At 66.6% G+C, this 22,878-nt stretch carries 23 protein-coding genes; 13 read left to right on the top strand and 10 right to left on the bottom strand.

What is annotated here, in order from left to right; translation table 11 throughout:
• Nucleotides 1-104 precede the first annotated feature (104 nt).
• Both A0J57_RS11385 and A0J57_RS11380 read left to right on the top strand, forming a co-directional pair.
• On the top strand, nt 105-290 hold the full coding sequence (locus tag A0J57_RS11385) for a hypothetical protein (RefSeq protein WP_025549299.1): 186 nt from the start codon (nt 105-107) through the stop codon (nt 288-290).
• Entirely contained in the window at nt 287-655 is a 369-nt protein-coding gene (locus tag A0J57_RS11380; protein WP_044661512.1) for a hypothetical protein, read from the top strand. The genes A0J57_RS11385 and A0J57_RS11380 overlap by 4 nt, the downstream gene beginning before the upstream one ends.
• Nucleotides 656-701: 46 nt before the next feature.
• Here the strand turns inward: A0J57_RS11380 and A0J57_RS11375 are convergent, their stop codons facing one another.
• On the bottom strand, nt 702-1,559 hold the full coding sequence (locus A0J57_RS11375; RefSeq protein ID WP_048577051.1) for a hypothetical protein: 858 nt from the start codon (nt 1,557-1,559) through the stop codon (nt 702-704).
• 5 nt (nt 1,560-1,564) lie between these two features.
• Nucleotides 1,565-2,791, bottom strand: coding sequence for a TIGR04063 family PEP-CTERM/XrtA system glycosyltransferase (locus tag A0J57_RS11370; protein WP_061935679.1), 1,227 nt, complete (start codon nt 2,789-2,791; stop codon nt 1,565-1,567).
• Nucleotides 2,792-2,970: 179 nt separating this feature from the next.
• Between A0J57_RS11370 and A0J57_RS27165 the strand changes: the two genes are divergently transcribed.
• From A0J57_RS27165 to A0J57_RS11345, 6 genes are all read left to right on the top strand, one after another.
• Nucleotides 2,971-3,099 carry a hypothetical protein gene (locus tag A0J57_RS27165; protein ID WP_255308758.1) on the top strand — a complete coding sequence of 43 codons (129 nt, stop codon included), beginning with the start codon at nt 2,971-2,973 and terminating at the stop codon, nt 3,097-3,099.
• Nucleotides 3,092-4,453, top strand: coding sequence for a putative O-glycosylation ligase, exosortase A system-associated (locus A0J57_RS11365; RefSeq protein WP_061935676.1), 1,362 nt, complete (start codon nt 3,092-3,094; stop codon nt 4,451-4,453). Before A0J57_RS27165 ends, A0J57_RS11365 begins: the two co-directional genes overlap by 8 nt.
• Nucleotides 4,450-5,142 carry a hypothetical protein gene (locus A0J57_RS11360; protein WP_061935673.1) on the top strand — a complete coding sequence of 231 codons (693 nt, stop codon included), beginning with the start codon at nt 4,450-4,452 and terminating at the stop codon, nt 5,140-5,142. Before A0J57_RS11365 ends, A0J57_RS11360 begins: the two co-directional genes overlap by 4 nt.
• A gap of 163 nt (nt 5,143-5,305) precedes the next feature.
• Entirely contained in the window at nt 5,306-6,313 is a 1,008-nt protein-coding gene (locus A0J57_RS11355; protein WP_048577055.1) for a DNA topoisomerase IB, read from the top strand.
• A 27-nt stretch (nt 6,314-6,340) separates the two neighbouring features.
• Complete coding sequence (locus A0J57_RS11350) at nt 6,341-7,519, top strand: mechanosensitive ion channel family protein (protein WP_061935670.1); 1,179 nt, start codon at nt 6,341-6,343, stop codon at nt 7,517-7,519.
• A gap of 103 nt (nt 7,520-7,622) precedes the next feature.
• Complete coding sequence (locus A0J57_RS11345; protein ID WP_061935667.1) at nt 7,623-8,009, top strand: hypothetical protein; 387 nt, start codon at nt 7,623-7,625, stop codon at nt 8,007-8,009.
• Nucleotides 8,010-8,048: 39 nt separating this feature from the next.
• On the opposite strand, the gene dgcA is transcribed toward A0J57_RS11345, so the two are convergent.
• Nucleotides 8,049-9,023: an N-acetyl-D-Glu racemase DgcA gene (gene dgcA / locus A0J57_RS11340; RefSeq protein WP_061935664.1), complete on the bottom strand. Its 975-nt coding sequence runs from the start codon at nt 9,021-9,023 to the stop codon at nt 8,049-8,051.
• A gap of 95 nt (nt 9,024-9,118) precedes the next feature.
• Between dgcA and A0J57_RS11335 the strand changes: the two genes are divergently transcribed.
• Both A0J57_RS11335 and A0J57_RS11330 read left to right on the top strand, forming a co-directional pair.
• Entirely contained in the window at nt 9,119-10,405 is a 1,287-nt protein-coding gene (locus A0J57_RS11335) for a class I SAM-dependent methyltransferase (RefSeq protein ID WP_061935660.1), read from the top strand.
• A gap of 67 nt (nt 10,406-10,472) precedes the next feature.
• A complete protein-coding gene (locus tag A0J57_RS11330; protein WP_061935657.1) occupies nt 10,473-12,260 on the top strand; it encodes an ABC transporter transmembrane domain-containing protein in 1,788 nt (595 codons plus the stop codon).
• 48 nt (nt 12,261-12,308) lie between these two features.
• Here the strand turns inward: A0J57_RS11330 and A0J57_RS11325 are convergent, their stop codons facing one another.
• The gene (locus A0J57_RS11325) at nt 12,309-12,635 is read right to left on the bottom strand and encodes a hypothetical protein (protein WP_037482609.1); all 327 of its coding nucleotides are present in this window, start codon (nt 12,633-12,635) and stop codon (nt 12,309-12,311) included.
• 2 nt (nt 12,636-12,637) lie between these two features.
• Nucleotides 12,638-13,591, bottom strand: a complete 954-nt coding sequence (gene pip, locus A0J57_RS11320) for a prolyl aminopeptidase (protein ID WP_061935654.1) — start codon at nt 13,589-13,591, stop codon at nt 12,638-12,640.
• A 229-nt stretch (nt 13,592-13,820) separates the two neighbouring features.
• Here pip and A0J57_RS26365 point away from each other — a divergent pair, with 229 nt between their 5' ends.
• Nucleotides 13,821-16,508 (top strand): hypothetical protein, encoded by a 2,688-nt coding sequence (locus A0J57_RS26365; protein ID WP_061935651.1) that lies wholly within the window; start codon nt 13,821-13,823, stop codon nt 16,506-16,508.
• Between the two features lie 474 nt (nt 16,509-16,982).
• Here the strand turns inward: A0J57_RS26365 and A0J57_RS11310 are convergent, their stop codons facing one another.
• From A0J57_RS11310 to A0J57_RS11290, 5 genes are all read right to left on the bottom strand, one after another.
• Entirely contained in the window at nt 16,983-17,300 is a 318-nt protein-coding gene (locus A0J57_RS11310) for a PilZ domain-containing protein (RefSeq protein WP_025549314.1), read from the bottom strand.
• 319 nt (nt 17,301-17,619) lie between these two features.
• Nucleotides 17,620-18,042 carry a biopolymer transporter ExbD gene (locus A0J57_RS11305; RefSeq protein WP_025549315.1) on the bottom strand — a complete coding sequence of 141 codons (423 nt, stop codon included), beginning with the start codon at nt 18,040-18,042 and terminating at the stop codon, nt 17,620-17,622.
• Between the two features lie 79 nt (nt 18,043-18,121).
• Nucleotides 18,122-18,610 (bottom strand): biopolymer transporter ExbD, encoded by a 489-nt coding sequence (locus A0J57_RS11300; protein WP_025549316.1) that lies wholly within the window; start codon nt 18,608-18,610, stop codon nt 18,122-18,124.
• Nucleotides 18,611-18,724: 114 nt separating this feature from the next.
• Complete coding sequence (locus tag A0J57_RS11295) at nt 18,725-19,483, bottom strand: MotA/TolQ/ExbB proton channel family protein (RefSeq protein ID WP_025549317.1); 759 nt, start codon at nt 19,481-19,483, stop codon at nt 18,725-18,727.
• Nucleotides 19,484-19,568: 85 nt separating this feature from the next.
• A complete protein-coding gene (locus A0J57_RS11290; protein WP_025549319.1) occupies nt 19,569-20,228 on the bottom strand; it encodes an energy transducer TonB in 660 nt (219 codons plus the stop codon).
• Nucleotides 20,229-20,495: 267 nt separating this feature from the next.
• On the opposite strand from A0J57_RS11290, the gene A0J57_RS11285 reads away from it, so the two are divergent.
• Entirely contained in the window at nt 20,496-21,356 is an 861-nt protein-coding gene (locus A0J57_RS11285; RefSeq protein ID WP_082718655.1) for a hypothetical protein, read from the top strand.
• A gap of 113 nt (nt 21,357-21,469) precedes the next feature.
• Nucleotides 21,470-22,774 (top strand): homoserine dehydrogenase, encoded by a 1,305-nt coding sequence (locus A0J57_RS11280; protein WP_061935645.1) that lies wholly within the window; start codon nt 21,470-21,472, stop codon nt 22,772-22,774.
• Nucleotides 22,775-22,878: the final 104 nt, after the last annotated feature.

The raw sequence follows: 22,878 nt of genomic DNA, 5'->3' as shown, positions 1-22,878 counted from the left end.
ATTACTGATAGGAATTTTCCTAGACAAGTAGGAAATTAGGCAACATGAAAATCACCTGAGGGATTCGCGCAGGCGGATCGAATCGACAGAGGAGAAGCGGGACTATGCTGTTGCGAGAGGTCGAAAAATTTCTGCGGGAAAACGGCATTCCCGCGACCCGGTTCGGCCGCGAGAGCGTGCGCGATCCCCGGCTGGTCTTCGACCTGCGCAGGGGCCGCGAACCCGGCATGAGAATGAAGAGGCGAGTAGAACATTTCATGAACACATATCGCAGGAGCATGGGCGAATGACAAGCATCCACGTGAACGCTCCCATCCGGAATCTGCTCCAAAATGAAGGTGCGGCGAAAGCGCGCGACCCCCTGCCCCGTCTGCTGTCGCAACTGATCGCGCGGGCGGGTGGAACCGTCATGGTGGAGCGCGCCGTCAGCCGTCCCTGGGCGAGCGCGCTGTTCCAGGGGCGGCGCCATGTCGTCGCGCTGACCCTCGCCGGGCCCGATGCGGCCGAGCGGCGCGCAGCCTTTGTCCAGGGAATCGAGGAAGCGGAATGGAGCCTGTCCGGCCATTTCGTCGCGGACATCAGCATCGACTGCCGCCGTCCGGTGCCGGGCGGCGAGTGGGTCGAATTGTCGGCGCTCACCATAGAGGACTGGTGAGAGCCATTAAGGGAGAGCGCCCGTCAGCGCGCTCTCGCCTGCCGGTTCAGCGGGCGCGGCCGGCCATGGTCCGCAAAGTCCCCAGAGCGGCGCGCAGGGCTTCATCGACGCCCTGCTCCACCTTATCGCGCACGGGCACGGCGGCTTCGACCGGCATGTCGGCCAGAACGGAGGCGGGCCGGCCCATGCGCTTGCGCTGGGCAAGACCCTGTTCCAGCCTTTGGGTCAGTTCCGCCAATGAAAGATGCGCGATGGGCGCAGGCGCGGGAGCGGTCTCGGGCTGCGCCGGTTGCGCGATCTCCTGAGGGTCGGCATCGACGGTCTCCGGCGAAAATGCGCGCTGCAGGCGTGCGAAGGCCGTTTCCTCCGTCATCTTGTCCGGCATGCCGGGAATGGAAAGGCTGCCCGGCGCGGTGATGGGCGCCTCGACAGCGGCCTCCGCCTCCCCATCTTCGCGTCCGGGCGCGGTGCGGGCGAAAATGTCGAGACCGCCAAAGTCGCGGCTGGCGAAGATCGGCGGACGCGCGGGGGCATCGGGATGGGCGTCGGCACGGCGCAGCGCCGGACCCGACCTGCTCCGGTCACGCGACAGCCAGTTCAGCTTCGACAATGCAAAACCCATTTCACTCACTCCTGCGGCGCCGTTCCCGCGCCCTTGCTTGTCATGCGTCAGCAGAGCGACGCGCTTTTCTCTTTGTCCCGCCCAGATCAGGCCCAGGACCATCGCCGCGCCGAAACCCGCCAGCAGCAGACGGGCCTTCAGCCCCAGCGGCGGCGCGGCGGCCGGGATGGCTTCGCTAAGGCCACTCGACGCCACGACCGTTTCGACCAGCCCTGTGGGCAGCGAGAAGAGGAGCAGCCCGGCCCCGAGCGCGCCCGAAAGCGCCTTCAGCAGCCCAGGCATTCTTCTCACGCCGCCGCCCGCGCCCCTTCAGGGCGCGCCAGCAATTGCCGATAGACGGGTTCGTAGCGAAGAATGTTTGACGACCAGTTACGCTCCCGCTCCACAAAGGCGCGCGCCGCCGCGCGCCGCTCTTCCCAGAAGCCGCGATCCGCGAACATCCCCGCCAGCGCGGCGGCAAGGGCGGGCGGATCGTCAGGCGCGAACAGCGTGCCGGTGACGCCATGTTCGATCAGTTCGCGATGGCCGCCGACGCTGGACGCGGCGACCAGCCGGCCCTGCGCCATCGCCTCCAGCGGCTTCAACGGCGTCACCAGATCGGTGAGGCGCATCGACTTGCGCGGATAGGCGAGGATGTCGACCTGCGCATAATAATCCTCGACCTGATCGTGCGGCACGCGACCGACGAAGACGATATGGTCGGCAAAGGGCGAGGCCATGGCCCGGTCGCGCAACGCCTGCTCGCATGGGCCGCCGCCGACCAGCAGCAGCTTCGCCTTCGGGCGGGCGCGCACAAGTTTCGGCAGGGCGGCGATCAGGTCGTCCAGCCCCTCATAATCGTAGAAGCTGCCGATGAAGCCGACGACATCGGCGCCCTCCAGCCCCAGTTGCGCGGTCAGCGCGGGGTCGCGGGGAACGGGTGTGCCGAACTGGTCCATGTCGACGCCGTTGGGCGAGACGATGATCTTGGCCGCGTCGATTCCCCGCGCCACCAGATCGCCGCGCAGGCCTTCGCAGATCACCGCGACCGCATCGGCGGCGCGGACGGCATGGGTTTCCAGTTGCCGGGTCAGCCAGTAGCGCGGACTGCCCTCTGTTCCGGTGCCGTTGCCGACCGCCGCATCCTCCCAGAAGGCGCGGATTTCGTAGATCATGGGGATAGCGTGACGCTTCGCCACCTTCTGCGCCGCGATCGCGTTCAGCACTGGCGAGTGGGCGTGGATGATGTCGGGCCGCCACTGGCGCACCAGCATATCGATGGCGTCGGCATGGGCGGAAATGTCGCGCCATTCGCGCAGCAGCGGATGGCCGCCGGTCGATTCGCCGGGCGTGCGGTGGAAATGCAGGCCGTCGACCACCTCCTCCAGCGGCCCCGGCGCGGCATGGCGATGGCCGGTGATGCCGCGCACCTCCCAGCCCTTCGCCAATTGCGCCCGCAGGATCGCACGCGTGCGGAAAGTGTATCCGCTGTGCATCGGCAGGCTGTGGTCCAGCACATGGAGAATCCGTGTCATGGCGACGAGTCTTGCCGAAAAAGGTTTAACGGGCCGTCAACTCTGTTGGGTTAGGGGTGGGAGGGTTCGGGCTTCAGTACAACATGCTCCTGCGAAGGCAGAAGCCTAGTCCTGCCGTCCGGACTGGGCTTCTGCCTTCGCAGGAGCATGTTGGAAGTGACGGATAGCTCAAGCACGCGATGATCGACGCCCTTTCCCTTCTCATCAGCCATGGCGTCATTCTGCTGGCGGCTTGGCGCCTGCTGTCGCGGCCCGACCTGGATCGCGATCCCCCCTCCGGCCTGGAGGCGGAGAGCGGCGATGCGTGACCTGTTCTTCGTCGCCTTCCTTGGCGCCTTCTTCCTTACAGGCTTGCGACGACCGTTCCTGCTGATCGCCGTCTATGCCTATATCGACATCGTATCGCCCCAGCGCCTCTCCTATTTCCTGCTGAACAGCGTCCCCATCTCCTTCATCGCCTTCGTGGCAGCGGTGGGATCGTGGATATTGGTCGACGACAAGAAGGATTGCCGCCTGTCTGCGCGGCAGGCGATCCTGCTGCTGTTGCTCGCCTGGTGCGGCTATACCACGGCGACGGCGGACTTCCCGATCAACGCCGCGACCAAATGGGCCTGGGTGTGGAAGGCGATGCTGTTCGCCATTTTCCTGCCCGTCACGCTGCGCACCCGCCTGCGGATCGAGGCGCTGGCCCTGTTCATGGTGCTCTGCGCCAGCACGATCATCATCAACGGCGGCATGAAGACGGCGCTGTCGGGAGGCGGCTATGGCGTGCTGAACCTGATGGTCGACAACAATAGCGGCCTTTATGAAGGCAGCATCATTTCGACCGTCGCCATTTCGCTGATCCCGCTGATCCTCTGGCTGTCGCAACATGGCACCGTCTTCCCGCCCGACTGGCGGGTCAGGCTGTTCGCCTATGCGCTCTGTTTCGCCTGCCTTCTGATGCCCATCGGCACGGAGGCGCGCACGGGCCTTGTCTGCATCGCCGTGCTGGCGGGGCTGATGCTGATGCGGTCGAAGCGGCGGTTCATCTACGGCCCGCTGATGGCGCTGGCGGCGCTGGCGGCGATTCCCTTCCTGCCGGCCAGCTTCACCCAGCGCATGTCGACCATCGAGAATCACAGCCAGGACGAAAGCGCCTCCACCCGCCTCGCCGTGTGGAAATGGACGCTGGACTATGTGAAGGAGCATCCGGGCGGCGGCGGCTTCGACAATTATCTGCAGAACAAGTTCACCTATGTGATGCAGGAACGGGTGATCGACGCCGCCGGATCGCGCATGGAAAAGCGCATCGTCACCGACCATGGCCGCGCCTATCACAGCGCCTATTTCGAGATGCTGGGCGAGCAGGGCTATTTCGGCTTCTTCCTCTGGGCGCTGCTGCACCTCATCTGCTTCATCCGGACGGAGGCGATCCGGCGCATGTACCGGAACCGGGAAGGCGATGAAGCCTGGGTGTCGCCCTTCGCGCTCGCCCTGCAACAGGGCCATGTCATCTATATGGTGGGATCGCTGTTCGTGGGCATCGCCTATCAGCCCTTCATCTTCATGATGCTGTCCTTGCAGATCGGCCTCGACACCTATTTGACGCGGAAGCGCAAGTTGGCCGCGCGCCAGCCGTTATTTCCCGCAACACCCGTCGCGCAAGGGAGCGCCGCATGAAGGGCGAACTGAAGATATTGGGCGCGGCCCACGGCCTGCTGCTGGGGCTGGTGCTCGCCGCGCCGCTGATTGCGCCGGCGCTGCTGCCATGGGGAGCCGAAGCGCTGTTCATCATCGCCGCCTTCCAGTTGCGGCTGGCCGACCGGCGCTGGGAGACCCGCGCGGGGTTGCAGGGGTGGATCAGCCACATCCGCATGGCGCCGTTGCGACTGGTGCCCTGGGCCGGGACGGCGGTCGTGGCGCTGATCGCGGGACCGGAGCAGGCCCGGCTCGCCACCGCAATCCTCATCGCCGTCGCCATGGGCGAATTGCTGATCTATCCGGTCATCGCCCATCTGCTGGGCCGCATGCCGCGTCGGGGTCTGGCGGGCGCGATCCTGCTGCTGCTGATCGGCTGCGGCCTGGCGGAACAGGGGCAGGCGGCGCGGTTCGCCATGGCCTTTGCGCTTGGCATCGGCGGGTGCGTGTTCTGGATGCGCGGCCCGGATGGGGAACCGGGCGCGACCCTGATGGCGCTGGGCGGAACGATCGTCGCGACGGCGGTTGCCCTGCTGGCGCCAATGGCGCAGGCGGTGGCGATCCCCGCCGCCATCCTGTGCCTGACGCTGACCCTTGCCCATCTGTCGGTGATGCGCCGGCATCCGCAGCACTGGCAACTGTCCGGCGGCATGCGATTCAAGCGGCTTTAGCGGGCGGCGCCTGAAGGCACGCCGGTAAGGGGGTGACGGATCGATTGGCGCCATTCAGCGAATCGTGGGCGGAGCGCCGCGATTGGACCGTTCGCCCTCCACCGGTTCCCTCTGGGCAGCCCGTCGCGGAACGAAGCGAGGAACGGCGGGTTGAGGAAAAACCATGCCGCCCGATTCCCTCGTCCACGCCAATGACAGCCTGCCGGGCATCACGCGCCGGGCCATGAAAAGGGGATGGGCCTATTTCGACGCCAGCGGCGCGCGCATCACCGACCGGGAAGAGATCGACCGGCTGAACGCCATCGCTATGCCGCCCGCCTATCGCGACTGCTGGTTCTGTCCCCATCCGCACGGTCATATCCAGGCGACCGGCTATGACGACCGGGGCCGCAAGCAATATCGCTATCACCTCGATTTCCGCGCCGCGCGGGAGGCGGAGAAATATGCCGGCTGCCCCGCCTTCGGCCGCGCCCTGCCCAGGCTGCGCGCCCGGATCGAAGCCGACCTGTCCAGGCGCGGCCTGCGCAAGGAAAAGACGCTGGCAGCCGTCGTGCGCCTGCTCGACCTGGCGAAGGTGCGCGTCGGCAACGAGCAATATGCCGCAGCGAACAAGAGCTTCGGCGCGACCACGCTGCGCCGCCGCCATGTCGACCTGCGCGGACAGGCGCTGCGCCTGCGTTACCGGGCCAAGTCGGGGCGGGAGCATGAGTTGACCGTCACCGACCGCCGCCTCGTCCGCTTCGTTCGCGCCGTACAGGATTTGCCGGGACAGCATCTGTTCCAATATCTGGATGAGGAAGGCGTCGCCCGGCCCATCACCTCGGGCGACGTCAACGCCTATATAGCCGAAGCCATGGGCGGCGATTTCACCGCCAAGCATTTCCGCACCTGGGGCGCCTCCGTCATTGCCTTCGAAACGCTGGCGGCGGGCAGCGTGTCGCTCAAGCAGATGATCGAGCCGGTCGCCGCCGCGCTGGGCAACACCCCGGCGATCAGCCGCAAAAGCTATATCCACCCCGCGCTGATCGAGCTTTGCCGCAACGGACAGGATGCATGGCGACAGGGGCTTCGCCTGCCGCGCGCAACCCGCTATCTTTCCCGTTACGAACGCGGACTGATCGCTTTTCTGGAGGAGGCCGGCGGCTCGACCGCCCTTCCCCTGGCGGCCTGATCCGCATCCAGAACCGCAAGGATATTCATGGCCGCCAAGAAAGATACCGCCACCCTGCCGCAGATCGACGTCCGCCCGCCCAATCTGGCCGAGATGTGGCAGTCGACGGTCCACTGGTTCTCGCTCCACTATCTGCAGATCCTGATCGCCATCGGCGCGGCTGTGGCCATCTACAGCCTTTTGACGGCGCTGCGCAGCGTGGGCGGACGGTTGAAGGGGCATCCCGGCGACACTCTGGGCCTTGCCAACGTCGCCGGCCGCGCCTTTGCCCGCACCACCCATTTCTTCATGGCGATGGTCGCCGCGCGACTGGTGGTGAGCTATGCCCGGCCGCCGGAGATGGTGCTGAAGACCGTCGTCTTCCTCTTCACCATCGCCGCCGTCTTCCAATGCGCCATCTGGGCGCGGGAGATCATATTGGGTCTGGTGGAGCGGCGCACCTCGGCGGACGAGAGCCAGAGCCTGGCCAACGCCATGGGCCTGATCCGCGTGCTCGTGACCTTCGCCCTGTTCGCCATCGCGCTGATCGTCGTGCTGGACAATCTGGGGGTGAATGTCACCGGCCTCGTCGCGGGCCTGGGCATCGGCGGCATCGCCATCGGCCTTGCGGCGCAGGGCATCTTCTCCGACCTGTTCGCCGCCTTGTCGATCATCTTCGACAAACCCTTCCGGCAGGGCGAGGTCATCACCTACGACCAGACCACCGCCCGGGTGGAGCGCATCGGCCTGAAAAGCACGCATCTGCGCGCGATGAGCGGCGAGAAGAAGGTGATCTCCAACGCCAACCTCCTCCAGAAGGAGATCACCAGCCTGCAGACGCTGGCGCAGCGGCGCGTGACCTTCGCCATCGGCATCATCTACCAGACGCCGGAGGACAAGGCCGACGCCATCCCCGCCATGCTGAAGGAGATCGTGGAGGCGGAGGGGCATCTCTTCGTCAATGCGGGGCTGGTCAGCTTCGGTGCCAGTTCGCTCGACTATCAGCTCAATTTCGACGTGCCCGACCCCGACACCCATGATTATTTCCTTTCGCGGCACCGGGTGGGCCTAGCCATCTGGAAGCGCTTCAATGCGGAGGGGATCGAATTCGCCTATCCAACGCAGACCAGCTTTACCGCCGCGCCCGACGGCCGGGCGATCATGCCCTATCCGGAGGTGCAGCCCGTGGTACGCGTCGACCAGCCGGGGGGCAGCGCCCCCGCCTGACTCGCCTGACCGCATATCGGACTCGCCTTGCCTGCTCCCGCTTGCCCGGCGCATCGGCCGGAGTCAGGCGGGTGCAATGACGAACGGACATTTCGGAACAGCCATGAAATCCTTTTATTTGCTGGCCGCCGCTGCGCTCGCCTTCACCCCTGCCGCCCATGCCGAAGGGATCGGGGCCGAGGTAAATTACGGACGCGCGGACGGGCATTGGGGCACGGAAATCGGCGCCGGCTATGCGATGGATATTGCCGGCTTCAGCCTGACGCCGGGCGGCGGCGTCTATCTGCGCGATGGCGACACGAAGCTCTATGGGCGCGTCGAGGCGACTTACACCCTCCCCGCTTCCGCCACCATCGGCGCGGGCGTGCGCTTCAGCGGCGACAATATGCGGCCCTATGCGACGCTCGCCATGCCGCTGATCCCCAAGCTGCGCGCCAAGGCCAATGTGGGGCCGAAATATTATGCGGTGGGATTGACGCTGGGTTATTGAGGGTCGCCCCTCTCCTCCTTCGTCATGCTGGGAGATAACTTAATCCAAGCCCCATAGCCCGCCAGGCAGCAGCAGCCCGTCGCGCAGTTCCAGCCCTCTTTCCCGGTCCTTCGCGAGCAGCAGCGCGCCGTCGAGATCGATCCAGTCCGCCCCCTGCGCCACCAGCGCGGCCGGGGCGATCCCCAGCGACGTGCCCAGCATGCAGCCGACCATCACGCGGAATCCCCGCGCCCTCGCCTCCCGCGACAGGGCCAGCGCCTCGGTCAGCCCACCCGCCTTGTCGAGCTTGATGTTCACCGCGTCGAAATCCCCCAGCCGGTCGAGATCGGCCCGCGTATGACAGCTCTCGTCCGCGCAGAGCGGCAAGGGCGACCTGATTCCCGCCAACCGATCCTCCTTGCCGTGAAAGACCGGCTGTTCGACCATTTCCACGCCCAATTCCGCCAAGGCCCGCGCCTCCGCCACAATGTCCAGATTATGCCAGCTTTCATTGGCGTCGACGATCAGCCGCACGTCCGGCGCGCCCGCCCGTACCGCCGCGATCCTCGCCCGGTCGCCATCCCCGGTCAGCTTGCATTTGAGCAGTCCGAAGTCGCGCCCCGCCGCTGCCCGCGCATCCGCCTCCATCTTCTCCGGATCGCCCAGGCTGATGGTGAAGGCGGTCGGCAGGGGCTTGGGCTCCTCCAGCCCCGCCAGCTTCCACACCGGCACCCCGGCGCGCTTCGCCTCCAGGTCCCAGAGCGCGCAGTCCAGCGCGTTGCGGGCGGCCCCGCGCGGCATGGCGCTCAGCAGCGCCTCCCGCTCCAGCGGCCCGGCATAGGCGTCGATCGCCGCCGCGCAGCCTTCCGCCGTCTCGCCCTCATAATAGATCGCCGTGCCCTCGCCCCGCCCGACATGCGCGCCATCGCCCACCGTGCAGACCACGACATCCACCGACGTCTTCGCGCCCCGGCTGATGATGAACGCCCCCGCGACCGGCCAACGTTCAACAGTCGCGGATATGATGCGTGTCATCGGCGTTCCCTGTGCTGGCGATATACGGGTCCAAGCGAACCGGCTATCCCGCCGCATAACCAGTCTCGACCCGCAGATAAAGGATAGGCGCACCCGTGACCTCCAGAGAATTGACCGGTTTCCTGTCCCTCAGCGAAGCCGATGCCGTGGCGGCCCGGCGCCGCCTGTCCGACATGATCTGGCGCGTCGGCTTCGGCGCGATCACCTGGCCCTGGCTGCTGGCCAGCCTGTCGGGCGGGCGCAAGGCGGACAAGCGCGCGCTGCTCGACGAGCTCGGCCTGCCACATGACGCCCTGCCGCATCTGGGGAGCTGGAAGGCCGATGTCGGTTTCCTGCGCCATATCGTGCGGGAAATCGCCCGGTTGCGGCCCGCCCATGTGGTGGAACTGGGGGCGGGCGCATCGACGCTGATCGCCGCGCGTGCGCTGGCGCTGCATGGCGGGGGGCGGCTGACCAGCTTCGACCAGCATGACGGCTTCGTGCAGGCGACCCGCAACTGGCTGGCCGACCATGGGCTGACGGCCGATCTGCGCCACGCGCCGCTGGTTGCGGAAAGCGAGGACTGGCCGGGCCGCTGGTACGACATCGACAGCCTGCCCGACAGCATCGACCTGCTGATCATCGACGGGCCGCCCTGGGCGGTGCATCCGATGGTGCGCGGCGCGGCGGACAGCCTGTTTGCCCGCCTGTCTCCGGGCGCGGTCGTGCTGCTGGACGACGCGGCCCGTCCCGGCGAGCGGCTCGTCGCCCGGCGCTGGCGCAAGCGCTGGCCGCATATCGACTTCCGCCTGAAGCATGACGGGACCAAGGGCACGCTGGTGGGCCGCCGCCGCGACACATCGATCCCCGTCGCCAATGACAATGATCATGGCCGGGCATGGCGTCATCTCGGCCGGGCGGCGGGCATCGCCGCGCTGGTCGCCACCGGCTGGATCGCGCGGGGCGAGCTGGGCGAATTTCCGCAGGCGGCGCAGGCCACCACCTTCCTGGACGAAGCCGCCGCATCGCACCGCACCGGGCTGCTGCGCCAGAGCATGGCGTCCCAGGTGGAGAGCGCCACGCTCAACCCCAGCGAGATACAGCGTTCGACCGGCATCGTCCTGCCGCCGCTGCCGGCCCGGTGGCGCATCCATGACGTGCAGCTTTACCCGACGCCGGACAGCCCCGCCGTCGCCGTGTCGATCACCACGCCGGAGGGTGAGCAGCTCTCCTTCTTCGCGGACCGGGCCGAAACCCCGGCGGAGGCGAGGCCGCTGCTCGCGCGGCGCGCCGATGACGTCATCGCCTATTGGGAAGCGGGCGACATGGCCTATGCCCTGACCGGCCGTGCCGGACCGCAGCGCATCATGGCGCTGGCGGCGGAGATCGCGCCCGCCGGTTAGCGCCCGGTCGGATTTCGGAACCGGGAAATGTTCCCTTTCACGCAAAATCCCTTTAGAGCGCGGCGCCATGGAGGATGTGGACCAACCATCGCCGCGCGACAAGGCGCGCCCCCCACTCGGCAGCCTGGCGATGATCTGGCGCTTCGCCAGCCGCTATCCGGGCCGCATCGCCGGGGCGCTCGCCGCGCTGCTGATCTCGTCCGCCGCGACGCTGGCGATTCCCAGCGGGTTCCGGCTGGTCATCGACCGCGGCTTTATGGGCGGCGGCGACATCAGCCGCTGGTTCGAATATCTGTTCCTGATCGTGGTGGTCCTGGCATTGGCGACGGCCGCCCGCTTCTATTTCGTGTCCTGGCTGGGGGAGCGCGTCGTCGCTGATATCCGGTCGGCCACCCAGGCCAATCTGCTGCGGCAGGAACCCCGCTTCTTCGAGGAAAACCGCCCCTCCGAAATCGCGTCGCGCATGACCGCCGACACGGCCATCATCGACCAGGTGGTGGGATCGACCGTGTCGATCGCGCTGCGCAATGTGGTGACGGGCACCGGCGGCCTCATCTATCTTTTCGCGCTGGCGCCCAAGCTTGCCGGGCTGCTGCTGCTGGGCATTCCGGTCATATTGGTGGCGATCATCGGCCTTGGCCGCCGCGTGCGCGCCCTGTCGCGGGCAAGCCAGGACCGGCTGGCCGATGTCGGCAGCGTCACGTCGGAAACGCTGGGCGCGATGAAGATCGTGCAGGCCTTCGGTCAGGAAGGACGGGAAGCGGCGCGATTCGACAGCACGGTCGAGGCGGGTTTCGCCACGGCGCGCCGCCGGATCGCCCTGCGCGCGGCGATGACCGCCATCGTCATCGCACTGGTCTTCGGGTCGATCACGGCGGTCATGTGGCAGGGCGCGCTGGATGTCGCCGCCGGACGCCTGTCGGGCGGCAGCATCGCCGCCTTCGTGCTGACCGGCGGGCTTGTCGCAGGCGCGTTCGGCGCGTTGTCGGAGACCTGGGGCGACCTGCTGCGCGGAGCGGGCGCCGCCGGACGGCTGCATGAACTGATGAGCGCCGTGCCGCAGATAACCCCGCCGCCCCGTCCCGTCCCGGTGCCGCGAACCAATCATGGCGCGCATGTCCAGTTCGAGGACGTGCATTTCCGCTATCCCACACGGCCCGACCAGGCGGCCCTGCATGGCATTTCCGTCGACATCGCGCCGGGCGAAACGGTCGCCATCGTCGGCCCTTCCGGCGCGGGGAAGTCCACCCTGATCCAGCTGGCGCTGCGCTTCTACGATCCGGATTCGGGCGTGATCCGCCTGAACGACGTGCCCCTGCCCCAGGCCGATCCGGCCGAGGTGCGCGGCATGATGGCCATGGTGCCGCAGGAAAGCATCATCTTCGCCGCCTCCGCGCGCGACAATCTCCGCTACGGGCGATGGGACGCCAGCGACGAGCAGATCTGGGCCGCAGCCCGCGCCGCCAATGCGGAGGGTTTCCTGCGCGCCCTGCCGCAGGGCCTGGACAGCTTTCTGGGCGAAGGCGGCGCGCGCCTTTCGGGCGGCCAGCGCCAGCGCCTGTCCATCGCCCGCGCCCTTCTGCGCGATGCGCCGATCCTGCTGCTGGACGAAGCGACCTCCGCCCTCGACGCCGAATCGGAACGGCTGGTGCAGGATGCCCTCGGCCGGCTGATGCAGGGCCGCACCACCATCGTCATCGCCCACCGGCTAGCCACGGTCAGGGCCGCCGACCGCATCCTCGTGCTGGACGAAGGGCGGCTGGTCGAACAGGGCGACCATGCCACGCTGATGCGGCAGAAGGGCCTCTATGCGCGGCTGGCCAACCTCCAGTTTCAGGATGTCGCCGCAGGCTGACGGCATGGGCCGCCATGCCTCGCACCGGGACATGCGCCAGGCCGACGGTCAGTGGGTGCGGCTGGTGACGTTGGCGGTGCCGTCGGCCTGAATTTCGATCAGATGCGCCGTGCCGTCATTGCACGCGGCCTTCCAGCCCTTGACGCCGGGCCGCACCTCGGTCCGCTCCGACCGGATGACGGTTGGGCAAGCCGCGCCCGACGCCCGCACCGCGCGTTCCAGCACGCCGTTGCGCTGGGCCTCGTCAAGCTTCGCGACGGCGGCCGCGGCGCCGGTTTCGGGCGTATCCCGGCGGTCGACCGCGGTGATCCGGTCGCTGCTCTCGCCACAGCCCATCAGGGTGATGACCCCCGCCAGCACCATCCATATGCGCATGCTTATCCTTTCGCTTGGGCGGCAAACCCGTCCGTCGCCCGGATGAGCGCGTCCAATATGCCGGGTTCGTTGAACGCATGGCCCGCCCCTTCGATCATCTCGAAGCGCGCCCCGGGCCAGGCCCTGTGCAGCGCCCAGGCGGTTTCGGCGGGGCAGGCCATGTCATAGCGGCCCTGCACGATGACGCCGGGGATGCCCACCAGTTTCCCGGCGTCGCGGATGAGCTGCCCCTCCTCCAGCCAGCCGCCATGGACGAAATAATGATTTTCGATCCGCGCGAAGGCGAGCGCGAAATCATCGGCCTCATGCGTGGCGGACAGCGCTTCGTCGGGCAGCAGGCGGATGGTCTCGCCCTCCCAGACGCTCCAGGCCTTGGCCGCGGCGATCTGCCGCGCGCGATCGTCGCCGGTCAGGATGCGCCGATAGGCGTGGAGCAGGTCGTCACGCTCCGCTTCCGGGATGGGCGCGACGAAACGTTCCCATTTGTCCGGATAGATGCGGCTGGCGCCCTGCTGATAATACCAGTCGATCTCCTGCTTGCGGATGGTGAAGATGCCGCGCAGCACCAGTTCGGTCACGCGGTCGGCATGGCTCTGGGCATAGGCCAGCGCCAGCGTGGACCCCCAGCTTCCGCCGAAGACCAGCCATCGGTCGACGCCCATCATCTGCCGCAGGCGTTCGATGTCCGCGACCAGGTGCCAGCTCGTATTCGCCTCCAGCTCCGCATGGGGCGTCGAGCGACCGCAGCCACGCTGGTCGAAGAGGAGGACGTCATAGCGTTCCGGATCGAACAGGCGGCGGTGGTCGGGCGATATGCCGCCGCCCGGCCCGCCATGCAGGAAGACGGCCGGCTTGGCGCCCGGCGTCCCGGCCCGCTCCCAATAGACGCGGTGGCCATCCCCCATGTCGAGATGTCCGGAAGCGAAGGGTTCGATGGCGGGATAGAGCGTGCGCATGCGCAAAGGTGTAGAAAGTCTGGCGGGCAATGCAATCGGCAGACGCGCGATCCCCTTCCGGCATGGCAGGTCGCAGTCCCGCCGCCAGGGTCTTTTGCGATGCGGCCCGACCCGGGCGGCACGATGCCGGATTACATTTTGCGACAAATCTTTATGGGCATTGCCAGAGTCTTGCGACAACTTCCCCCTAGAGGGAGGGCATTCAGGGTTTGATCCTAAGGGGTAAACAGTGCGCCGTTCCTTTGCCTGTCTTCTGTTTCCGTTGATGATGAGTGCGGCGCCGGGGGCGCTGATGGCCCAGACCGAGGAGCCGAGGGGCCCGGCCGGGCAGATGGACGATGCCGATGAGATCGTCGTCACCGGCCAGCCCGAACGCGGCGCGGTGGTCGGCAATGTCAAGCCGGAGCAGCAGCTTTCCCCCGCGGATGTCCGCGCCCTGGGCGTCACGTCCATATCCGAAATGATCTCCGAACTGTCGCCTCAGACCAATGGGACGCCGGTGATCCTGCTGAACGGCAAGCGGATCTCCAGCTTTTCGGAAATTCAGGACATCCCGTCCGAAGCGGTGGCGCGGGTCGACATCCTGCCCGAACAGGTGGCGCTCAGCTATGGCTATGCGCCGACGCAGAAGGTGGTGAACATCGTGCTGCGCCAGCGGTTCCGCGCCGAAACGGTGGACCTGCGCGCGGGCACAACGACGCAGGGCGGGCGGGAGAATGGCTCGGCGGAAGGCGGGCTGCTGCGCATCCGGGGCGATAATCGCTTCACCCTCAACCTGCAGTACAAGACCGCCGCATCCCTGCTGGAGAGCGAGCGCGGCGTGGTGCCGACCGTGCAGGGTGAGCAGGCCAACCGGCAATCGGGCATCGACGCCTTTCTGGTGGGCGGGAATGGCATGACCGGCGGCGAGCTGGCTCATCATCGCACGCTCAGCCCGGCGACGGAGAGCTTCGCCGCCAATGCGACGCTGGCCCGCGCCCTGGGCAAGGTGTCCATGACCGTCAACGGGCGGCTGGAACTGTCCGACAATGACAGCCTGCAAGGGTTTCAGGCAGCCGCGTTCGACCTGCCCGCCGGCAACCCCTTCTCGCCCTTCGCCACGCCGACGAGCTTCTATCGCTATCTGCGCCAGGCGGGCGAGTTGGGACAGCAGATCAAGGGCACGACCGGCCATGTCGGCGTGACGCTGAACGGCCTGCTGGGCGGCGGCTGGCAATGGTCGTTCACCGGCAATGGCGATTATTCGAACACCCGGACTTCGACCGACCGGGGGTTTGCAACCGGAGCGATCCAGAGCGCAATCGATGCAGGTGCGGACCCGTTCGGCGGCTTTTCGTCCGACCTGCTGTCGACGCGGGTGATCGACCGGGCGGAGGCGGAATCGAAGGCGGTGCAGGGCGACCTGCTGCTGTCGGGTCCGCTGTTCGACCTGCCGGCTGGCGCGGTGACAACTGCAGTGCGCGTGGGCGGATCGGCCAATGGCTTCGATAGCTGGTCGATCCGTTCGGGCGAGGAGCGCGACAACAGCTACAGCCGGGAAATCGGCAGCGGGCAGATCAGCGTCGACCTGCCGATCACCAGCCGGTCGAAGGGCGTGCTGGGCGCGGTGGGCGACATCGGCGTCAATGTGAACGCGGCGGCGCAGCATTATTCCGACTTCGGCACGCTTTCGACCCTGGGGTACGGCATGCGCTGGCGGCCGGTGCCCGCCGTGCAGTTGCTGATGTCGGCCAACCAGGATCGCGCCGCGCCCACGGGCACGCAGATCACCGATCCGCTGGTGTCCACGCCCAATGTGTCGGTGTTCGACTATGCGACCGGACAGACCGTCTTCGTGACGCAACTGAGCGGAGGCAATGCCGCCCTCAAGGAGAGCGTGCGCGACCAGTTCCGCCTCAGCGCCAATATCAAGCCGTTCGACAAACCCAACCTTACGCTGACGGCGACCTACACCAACAGCCGGACGAGCAACCCGATCTCGGCCTTCCCGACGCCGAGCCCCGCCATTGAGGACGCCTTCCCCCAGCGCTTCCTGCGGGACGAAGACGGCAATCTGGTGCAGGTCGATGCGCGGCCGATCAATTATCTGCGATCGCGGAGCGAGCAGCTCCGCTGGGGCTTCGACCTTTCCATTCCGCTGAAATCGCACATCCAGAAGGTGGTGGAAGCCTGGCGTGCCGCCGGCGCCAGGCCTGAGGAGCGGCCCAAGGAGCTGCAGGACCTGCGCAGCCTGTTCGGCAATCGCGGGCCGGGCGGCGGCCAGGGCGGACAGCCCCCTCAAGGACAGGATGGCGGCGAGCGGCCACGCGGCGAAGGCAGTCGGGGCGGACCGGACGGAGGCTTTGGCGGAGGTCCGCGCGGTCCCGGCGGCGGCTTTGGCGGGCCGGGAGGTTTCGGCGGCGGCCGTGGCGGCGGGGGCGGCGGCCGGCTCAGCTTCAGCCTCTATCACAGCTGGCATTTCACGGAGAGCATCCTGATCGCGCCCGGCGTGCCGGAACTGGACCTGCTGAACGGCGACGCCACGGGGTCGTCGGGCGGCCAGCCGCGGCATGAGCTGAATGCACGGATGGGCTATACCAATAATGGCCTCGGCGCGCGGTTGAGCGTGGATTGGGAAAGCGGCACCCATGTCGACGGCGCCCTGAACGGCACGGCGGGCGGCGCTTCGCGGCTGGACTTCGGCAGCCTGGCGACGGTGGACCTGCGCCTGTTCGCCAATCTGGGGCAGATGCCTTCGCTGGTGAAGAACCATCCATTCCTGCGCGGGGCGCGCATATCGATCGGCATCGACAATCTCTTCAACCAGCGGCGCAGCGTGACCGATGCGAACGGGACCACGCCAGTCCGGTACCAGCCGGGTTATCTGGACCCGCTGGGGCGCGCGGTGACGATCAGCTTCCGCAAGCTGTTCTTCTGACGGATTGATGGCGATGCGCGATGGATCGGAATGACGCTTCGGCAGGCACAGAACAGGCGGTCCAAGCACCGTTCATGACGATCAGGATATGGACCCACCCGGCTGCGTCGGAGCGCCGCCAATACACTCGAAGCCGCCATGGACGGGAGGGTTGAGGCCGTGGACATGAAGGCTTGTCGCGTCATCATGCTCCAGTCCGATGCGACGCCGCGCCCATCACCGCCCGGCGTCGGCAAGGCTGCGGCCGCTGCTAAACAAGGCGAAGACCGCATGGACGGCAGCGAAGTTCACCGCGTCGGTCAAGGACGACGCGGATGGAGACGCGGATGGGATGGTCCGGAGCGGGCCAGCGGCACCGTCAGCGGGGAACCGCAGCCGTGGAGGAGACGATGGGTCGGCGTCCCCATGGGCGCCAATCATCGGCGTGATGGCGGCCTTTGAACTGAGCGCGCCAGCAAGCGAATCGCCGCCGGTTTACTGGCTGATCCGGATGATGTGATCGAGAATCGCCGGATGCAGCGGGCGTTCGAAGACGCAGCCCGATTCATGCGACCGGCTCCACAACACACGCGCCCGGCGGCCTTCGAAGCCCGGCAGCATGATCCACAGATCATCGTCCGCCGCCAGTTTCATGAAGCTTTTCAAGCGGAAACCGACTTCGGAGACATCGGTGATGTGGCTCTTGAACCAGGTCTCGCCCGGGCGTCGGACCCGAACGCCGATCACAGCCGTGCGGCGATCCGCCAGACGATTATTGCCGTGATACGGGTTTGTCTGAACTTTGGCGCCCATGATCCCATGCCGATTTGACCGGCCGCATCATCGCCCGTCGCGGTGAAGAAAGCATTAAGCCGAACCCGGCCGGGCAAAAATAAGGGGCCGCCGAAGCAGCCCCCATGCAGGTCCGCGCATCACGCGCCCGATTGCGTCACCCCAGCCCGCGCCCGGAAACGGGAAGTCGAACATTCCCGGCCAGACGGCGGCGGCGTATTCGTGCCCTGGGGGCGCACGGACGTCCGATGATCCAGCGAACGCCCGTCCTGCGCCCCTTTCGATGCGCAAATCCTACCGAACCGGTTCCGGCGTTGTGCCGGCTCCGGTTCCGACGGCCTTAGAAATTGCCGTACTGTTCGTTGCCGACGAAGCCCAGCTTCGTCACGCCAGCGCGCTTGATCTCCGCCAGCACTTCGTCGACGACGACGTAGCGGGTGGCGGCATTGGGCTGGAACTGCAATTCGGGTTCGACCGGCAACCGCAGCGACTGCTGCAGATACTGACGCAGGGTCAGCAGGTCGATGGCCGAACCGTTCCAGGTGATGACGCCGCTGGGATCGATCGCCACCTTGTTCTTGACAGGGTCGATGACGCTGTCGGTCGGCGGCGCGTTCTGCGGCAGGTCGATCTTGACCGCGTGGGTCTGGATCGGGATGGTGATGATGAACATGATGAGGAGAACGAGCATGACGTCGATCAACGGCGTCGTGTTCATTTCCACCATCGGTTCGCCATCGTCTCTTCCGGCACTCATTGCCATGGCGATACTCCTAGAGCATTTTCATCGATGGACGTTGACCGGCCACCAGGTCTGAAAATGCGGCACAAAGGGCTGTAACTTAAAGCCGCTGCGTATGCGAACCCGGCTCGGGCTCGGATATGAAGCCGACCTTCGGGAAACCGGCGCGCTGCATCGTGTAGATGGTACCGCCGATGCACCGATAGGGAACGTTGATGTCGCCGCGGATATGCACTTCGGGCAGATCCTCGGGCGTCAGATTCTCAACGCCGCCCGCCTTCTTGATGTCCGCCTCCAGCTTCGCGACCGCACGGTCGAGCAGCTCGTCGGAGGAGACGCGGGTCAGGTTCCAGTAGACCGCACAGCTACCGTCGGAGCCCTGCGTGATCGACAGGGAGACGTTTTCCGGTTTCGTCGTCGTCGGCTCGAACGCGACCTTGGGGAGCTGCAGCTGAACCGTCTGGACGACGACCGGGACCGCGATGAGGAAGATGATGAGCAACACCAGCATGACGTCGACGAGCGGCGTCGTGTTGATGTCGGACATCGGCTTGTCTTCACCGCCGTCAGAGCCAACACTCATTGCCATTGATTATTTCCTAACATGCTTGTCGATGGCGCCCCGGCATTCCGGGACCCACGTCCGATAAGGGGGACCGGGCGTCGCAGCCGCCGCCGGCCCCCTTGCCGGCATCTCAGCCTATCAGGCCTTGGTCGGCGCAGCGGCCGGCTTTGCGGCCGGAGCGGCCGGGGCAGCGGCGATCGTCGGCTTCACGGCGCCGTTCGACACCAGGTGAGCCAGCAGGTCGACGGTGAAGCCGTTGAGCTGTTCCGCGATCGACTTGTTGCGGCGCTGCAGGAAGTTGTAGGCCAGCACCGCGGGAACGGCCACGGCCAGACCCAGGGCGGTCATGATCAGAGCTTCACCGACCGGGCCGGCGACGGCGTCGATCGAGGCCTGACCGGCAGCACCGATCTTGATGAGCGCGCGGTAGATACCGATAACCGTACCGAACAGACCGATGAACGGCGAGGTCGAACCGACGGTGGCGAGGAACGCCAGGCCGCCGCCGAGCTTCGAATTGATCGAGGCTTCCGAACGGGCGAGCGAGCCGTGCAGCCAGTCATGGGCTTCGACCGGGTCGGTCAGCTTGGTGTGTTCTTCCTGGGCCTTGATGCCGTCGTCGACGATCTGCTTGTAGGCCGAGTTCTTTTCCAGCTTGGCGGTGCCTTCCTTCAGGGTGGCGGCGCGCCAGAAGGTCGCACGAACCTTCTTGCCCTGGTTGATCACCTTCTGCTGTTCGATCAGCTTGGTGAACAGAATGTAGAAGGTGCCGATCGACATACCGCAAAGGATGATGAAGACGGTCCAGGCGATGGTGCCGCCCTGCTCAAGGGCCTCCATCAGGCCATACGGGTTCTCCGCCTTGGGCGCGGCAGCTGCTGCGAGATACATCAACATGTTCAAGACTTCCCTCTCAAAGGATCAATAAACAAGGGTAGGCGGCGTCCAGTCATCCGGAGGCGCTCGCCCGCCCTTTTCAAAATCATTCCGGCAGACGCCAGGTGATCCGGCCATTGTACGTGTCCGACATCGGACCACCTCCGGCTGCCGTCGCGGGCTTGAACCTCGCACGCTTCGGAAGCAGGCGGCACGTCGCCTCGTCGAGGTCGGCATGGCCGGTCGAAGAGGTGATGGTGCAGTTGGTCACGCGGCCGTCCGGGCCGATTTCCAGCCGGAACCCGGCCGTACCCGAGCGTTCTTCACGCTGCGCGCGGCTCGGATAGTCGGCATCGCTGAGCCAGCTGCCCGGGCTGCTGCGCGGCGACGCACGGGATGCGGGCACCTCCGGCGGCGGGGGAGCCGGCGGCGGCGGCGGAGCGGCAACCGGAACCGGGTTGAAGACCGGCGGCGGAGTCCGGACCGTCTGGATCGGCGGTGCGGGGGCCGGGGTCTGAACGATCGGCGGCGGTGCGACGACCGGCGGCGGTTCGACCGGCTGGTCTGGCGGCGGCGGCGGCGGCTCCTCGTCCGGTGGCGGCGGTTCCTCCTTGACGTCGATCACGTTCAGCTGTTCCGCCGCCTTTTTGACATATTTCATGCCAAGACCGGTGACGAAGGCATAACCCAGAACAGCGTGAATCAGGGCGACGATAATGATCGAGATCGTGCGACTCGATCCTTGCGAGTGGTCAGCATAGGCCATTCGGCAACGACACTCCTTAACTCAGCTTACCAGTTGATTATCGGCAAATAAGCCAAAAACGGCCCGAGCTGGCCGGGCTACCCCGGTCATCTTGGCCCCTATCCGTCCATTTGCTACCGTGCGAACTCCTATCGCGGCGCATCGTGGCACGCAAACGCTTTATCGATATGATCATTTGCGACCGCCATTACACACCGGAAAGACTTGCATGTGACAAACATGTCACGGACTGCCATCATTAGGACGAAGATGAAAAAGAAATCCACCATGCCCCTGCGGAAGCTCGCCCTGCTCTGCCTCATTTCCGCCGTACAATCGCAGATTTCCGTGGCTCAGACGGGTTCGGGCCGGATGGTAACGCAACCATCGGAACGCGTGGCGGGACTCTCCTATGCGGACATCGCGGACCTCGCGGACGCCGCGCCGCTGGTGGCACAGGCGCGGATTGGCAACATCATCAAATTGAAACCCGCGCAGGCCGGCACCGTCCCGGCAGGGTATCAAAGGGTCTATGTGGAGGCGAATGTCGCCAATCTGATTCGCGGCGAGGGGGGAATCAGCCCCACCGTCCGTTACCTTTACGACGCGCCGCTCGATGCGCGGGGCAAGATGCCCAAGCTGAAGAAAGCGCAGGTCATCCTGTTCGCGCGTCCCGGCGGGCGCCCCGGCGAAATCCAGCTCGTCGCACGCGATGCGCAGATCGTCGCATCCCCTGCGGAGACCGAGCGGGTGAAGGCGATCCTGTCCGAACTGGTCGCCGTCGATGCGCCGCCCCGCATCATCGGACTGGGCGATGCCTTCCATGTCGCGGGCACGATCGCCGACGAAGGGGAGACGCAGATTTTCCTCCGCACGGAAAATGGCGACCCCGTCTCGCTGTCCATCCTGCGCCGGCCCGGGCAACAACCGCGCTGGGCCGTGGCGCTGGGCGAGATCGTGGATGAGGCTGCCCGGCCCCCGGCGCCGGGCAGCCTGCTCTGGTACCGCCTGGCCTGCGGCCTGCCCAACGCGCTGCCGGCCCGGTCCGTGCGGGCGCTCTCGCCCCAAGACGCCGAGTTGGCCCGTGCGGATTATCAGATGGTCCTGGACGCCCTGGGCCCCTGCGGGCGGACAAGGACGACGCGCTGATTGCGCGATGGCGGCAGCCTTCCGGTTCCGCGGCCGGCTCCTTTTTCTTGGACAGAAGCGCAGACGCCGCTATCAGCGCGGCGTCTCGTGATCAGGAAGGATGAACGGAAGCCATGACCAATCTGCACCGCCATGCCCCGCTGCGCGTCGCGCTGGTCGGCCTCGGCACGGTGGGCGGCGGGGTCATTCGGCTGCTCCAGACCAATGCCGACCTGATCGCCCGCCGCGCCGGTTGCCCGATCCAGATCGTCGCCATCTCCGCGCGCGACCGCAACAAGGATCGCGGCGTCGACCTCTCCCCCTATGAATGGGTAGACGACATGACCACGCTGGCGACCCGCGACGACATCGACGTGGTGGTGGAACTGATCGGCGGGGCGGACGGCCCTGCCCTCACCCTCGCCCGCCAGTGCCTGAGCGTCGGCAAGCCCTTCGTCACCGCGAACAAGGCGATGCTGGCCCATCATGGCCTCGACCTTGCCGGGCTGGCGGAGAAGGCGGGCGTCGCCCTCAAATATGAAGCGGCGGTCGCGGGCGGCATCCCGGTCATCAAGGGCATGCGCGAAGGCGCGGCCGCGAACGAGATTGCGCGTGTCTACGGCATCCTCAACGGCACCTGCAACTACATCCTGACCACGATGGAGAAAGAAGGGCGCGGCTTCGACGAGGTGCTGAAGGAAGCGCAGGAACTGGGCTATGCCGAGGCCGATCCCAGCTTCGACATCGACGGTGTCGACGCCGCGCACAAGCTGACCATCCTCGCCAGCCTCGCCTTTGGCACGGAACTGGATTTCGATGCGGTCGCGACCACCGGCATCCGCCATGTCATCGCCGCGGACATCGCGGAGGCGGCAGCGCTCGGCTATCGCATCCGACTGGTCGGCATGGCGGAGAATGGCCCCGACGGCCTGTTCCAGCGCGTCCACCCGATGCTGGTGCCGCTCGACCATCCGCTGGCCCATGTCGACGGGTCGCTGAACGCCGTGGTGGCGGAGGGCAATTTCGTCGGCCGCCTTTTCTTCCAGGGGCGCGGCGCGGGCGACGGGCCGACCGCATCGGCGGTGGTCGCCGACCTGATCGACGTGGCGCGCGACGAATATGGCGACGCGCTCGCCATGCCCGTGGCCGCCCTGGCCCAGCAGAAGCCGGCCGATGCGGGCAAGCGCGTGGGCCGCGCCTATCTGCGCTTCAAGGTGCAGGACCGGCCCGGCGTGCTGGCGGAGATCGCGGCGGCGACCCGCGACGCCGGCGTGTCCATCGAGAGCATGATCCAGCGCGGCGCCAGCCAGATGGACGGCGTGCTGGTGGCGATCGTCACCCATGCGGGCGAGGAACGCTGCGTAAGGGAGACGCTGGACCGGCTGGCAGGGTCGGACAGCCTGCTGCAAACGCCGATGGTGATGCATATCCTGGATTGAAATGCAGGTGTAAGGCATGGCGCTGGGATTGGCCCATCCAGGACCTTCGACAGAGGGGTGGCTGGCGCGACATCGGCGGCGGTTTTCAACAGCCAGCTTGTAAG

The organism is Sphingobium sp. 22B (genome assembly GCF_001580035.1).
Taxonomy (GTDB): Bacteria; Pseudomonadota; Alphaproteobacteria; order Sphingomonadales; family Sphingomonadaceae; genus Sphingobium; species Sphingobium fuliginis.
Note: the sequence above shows the minus strand (reverse complement) of the source record. Positions and strands in the feature narration are given on the sequence as shown.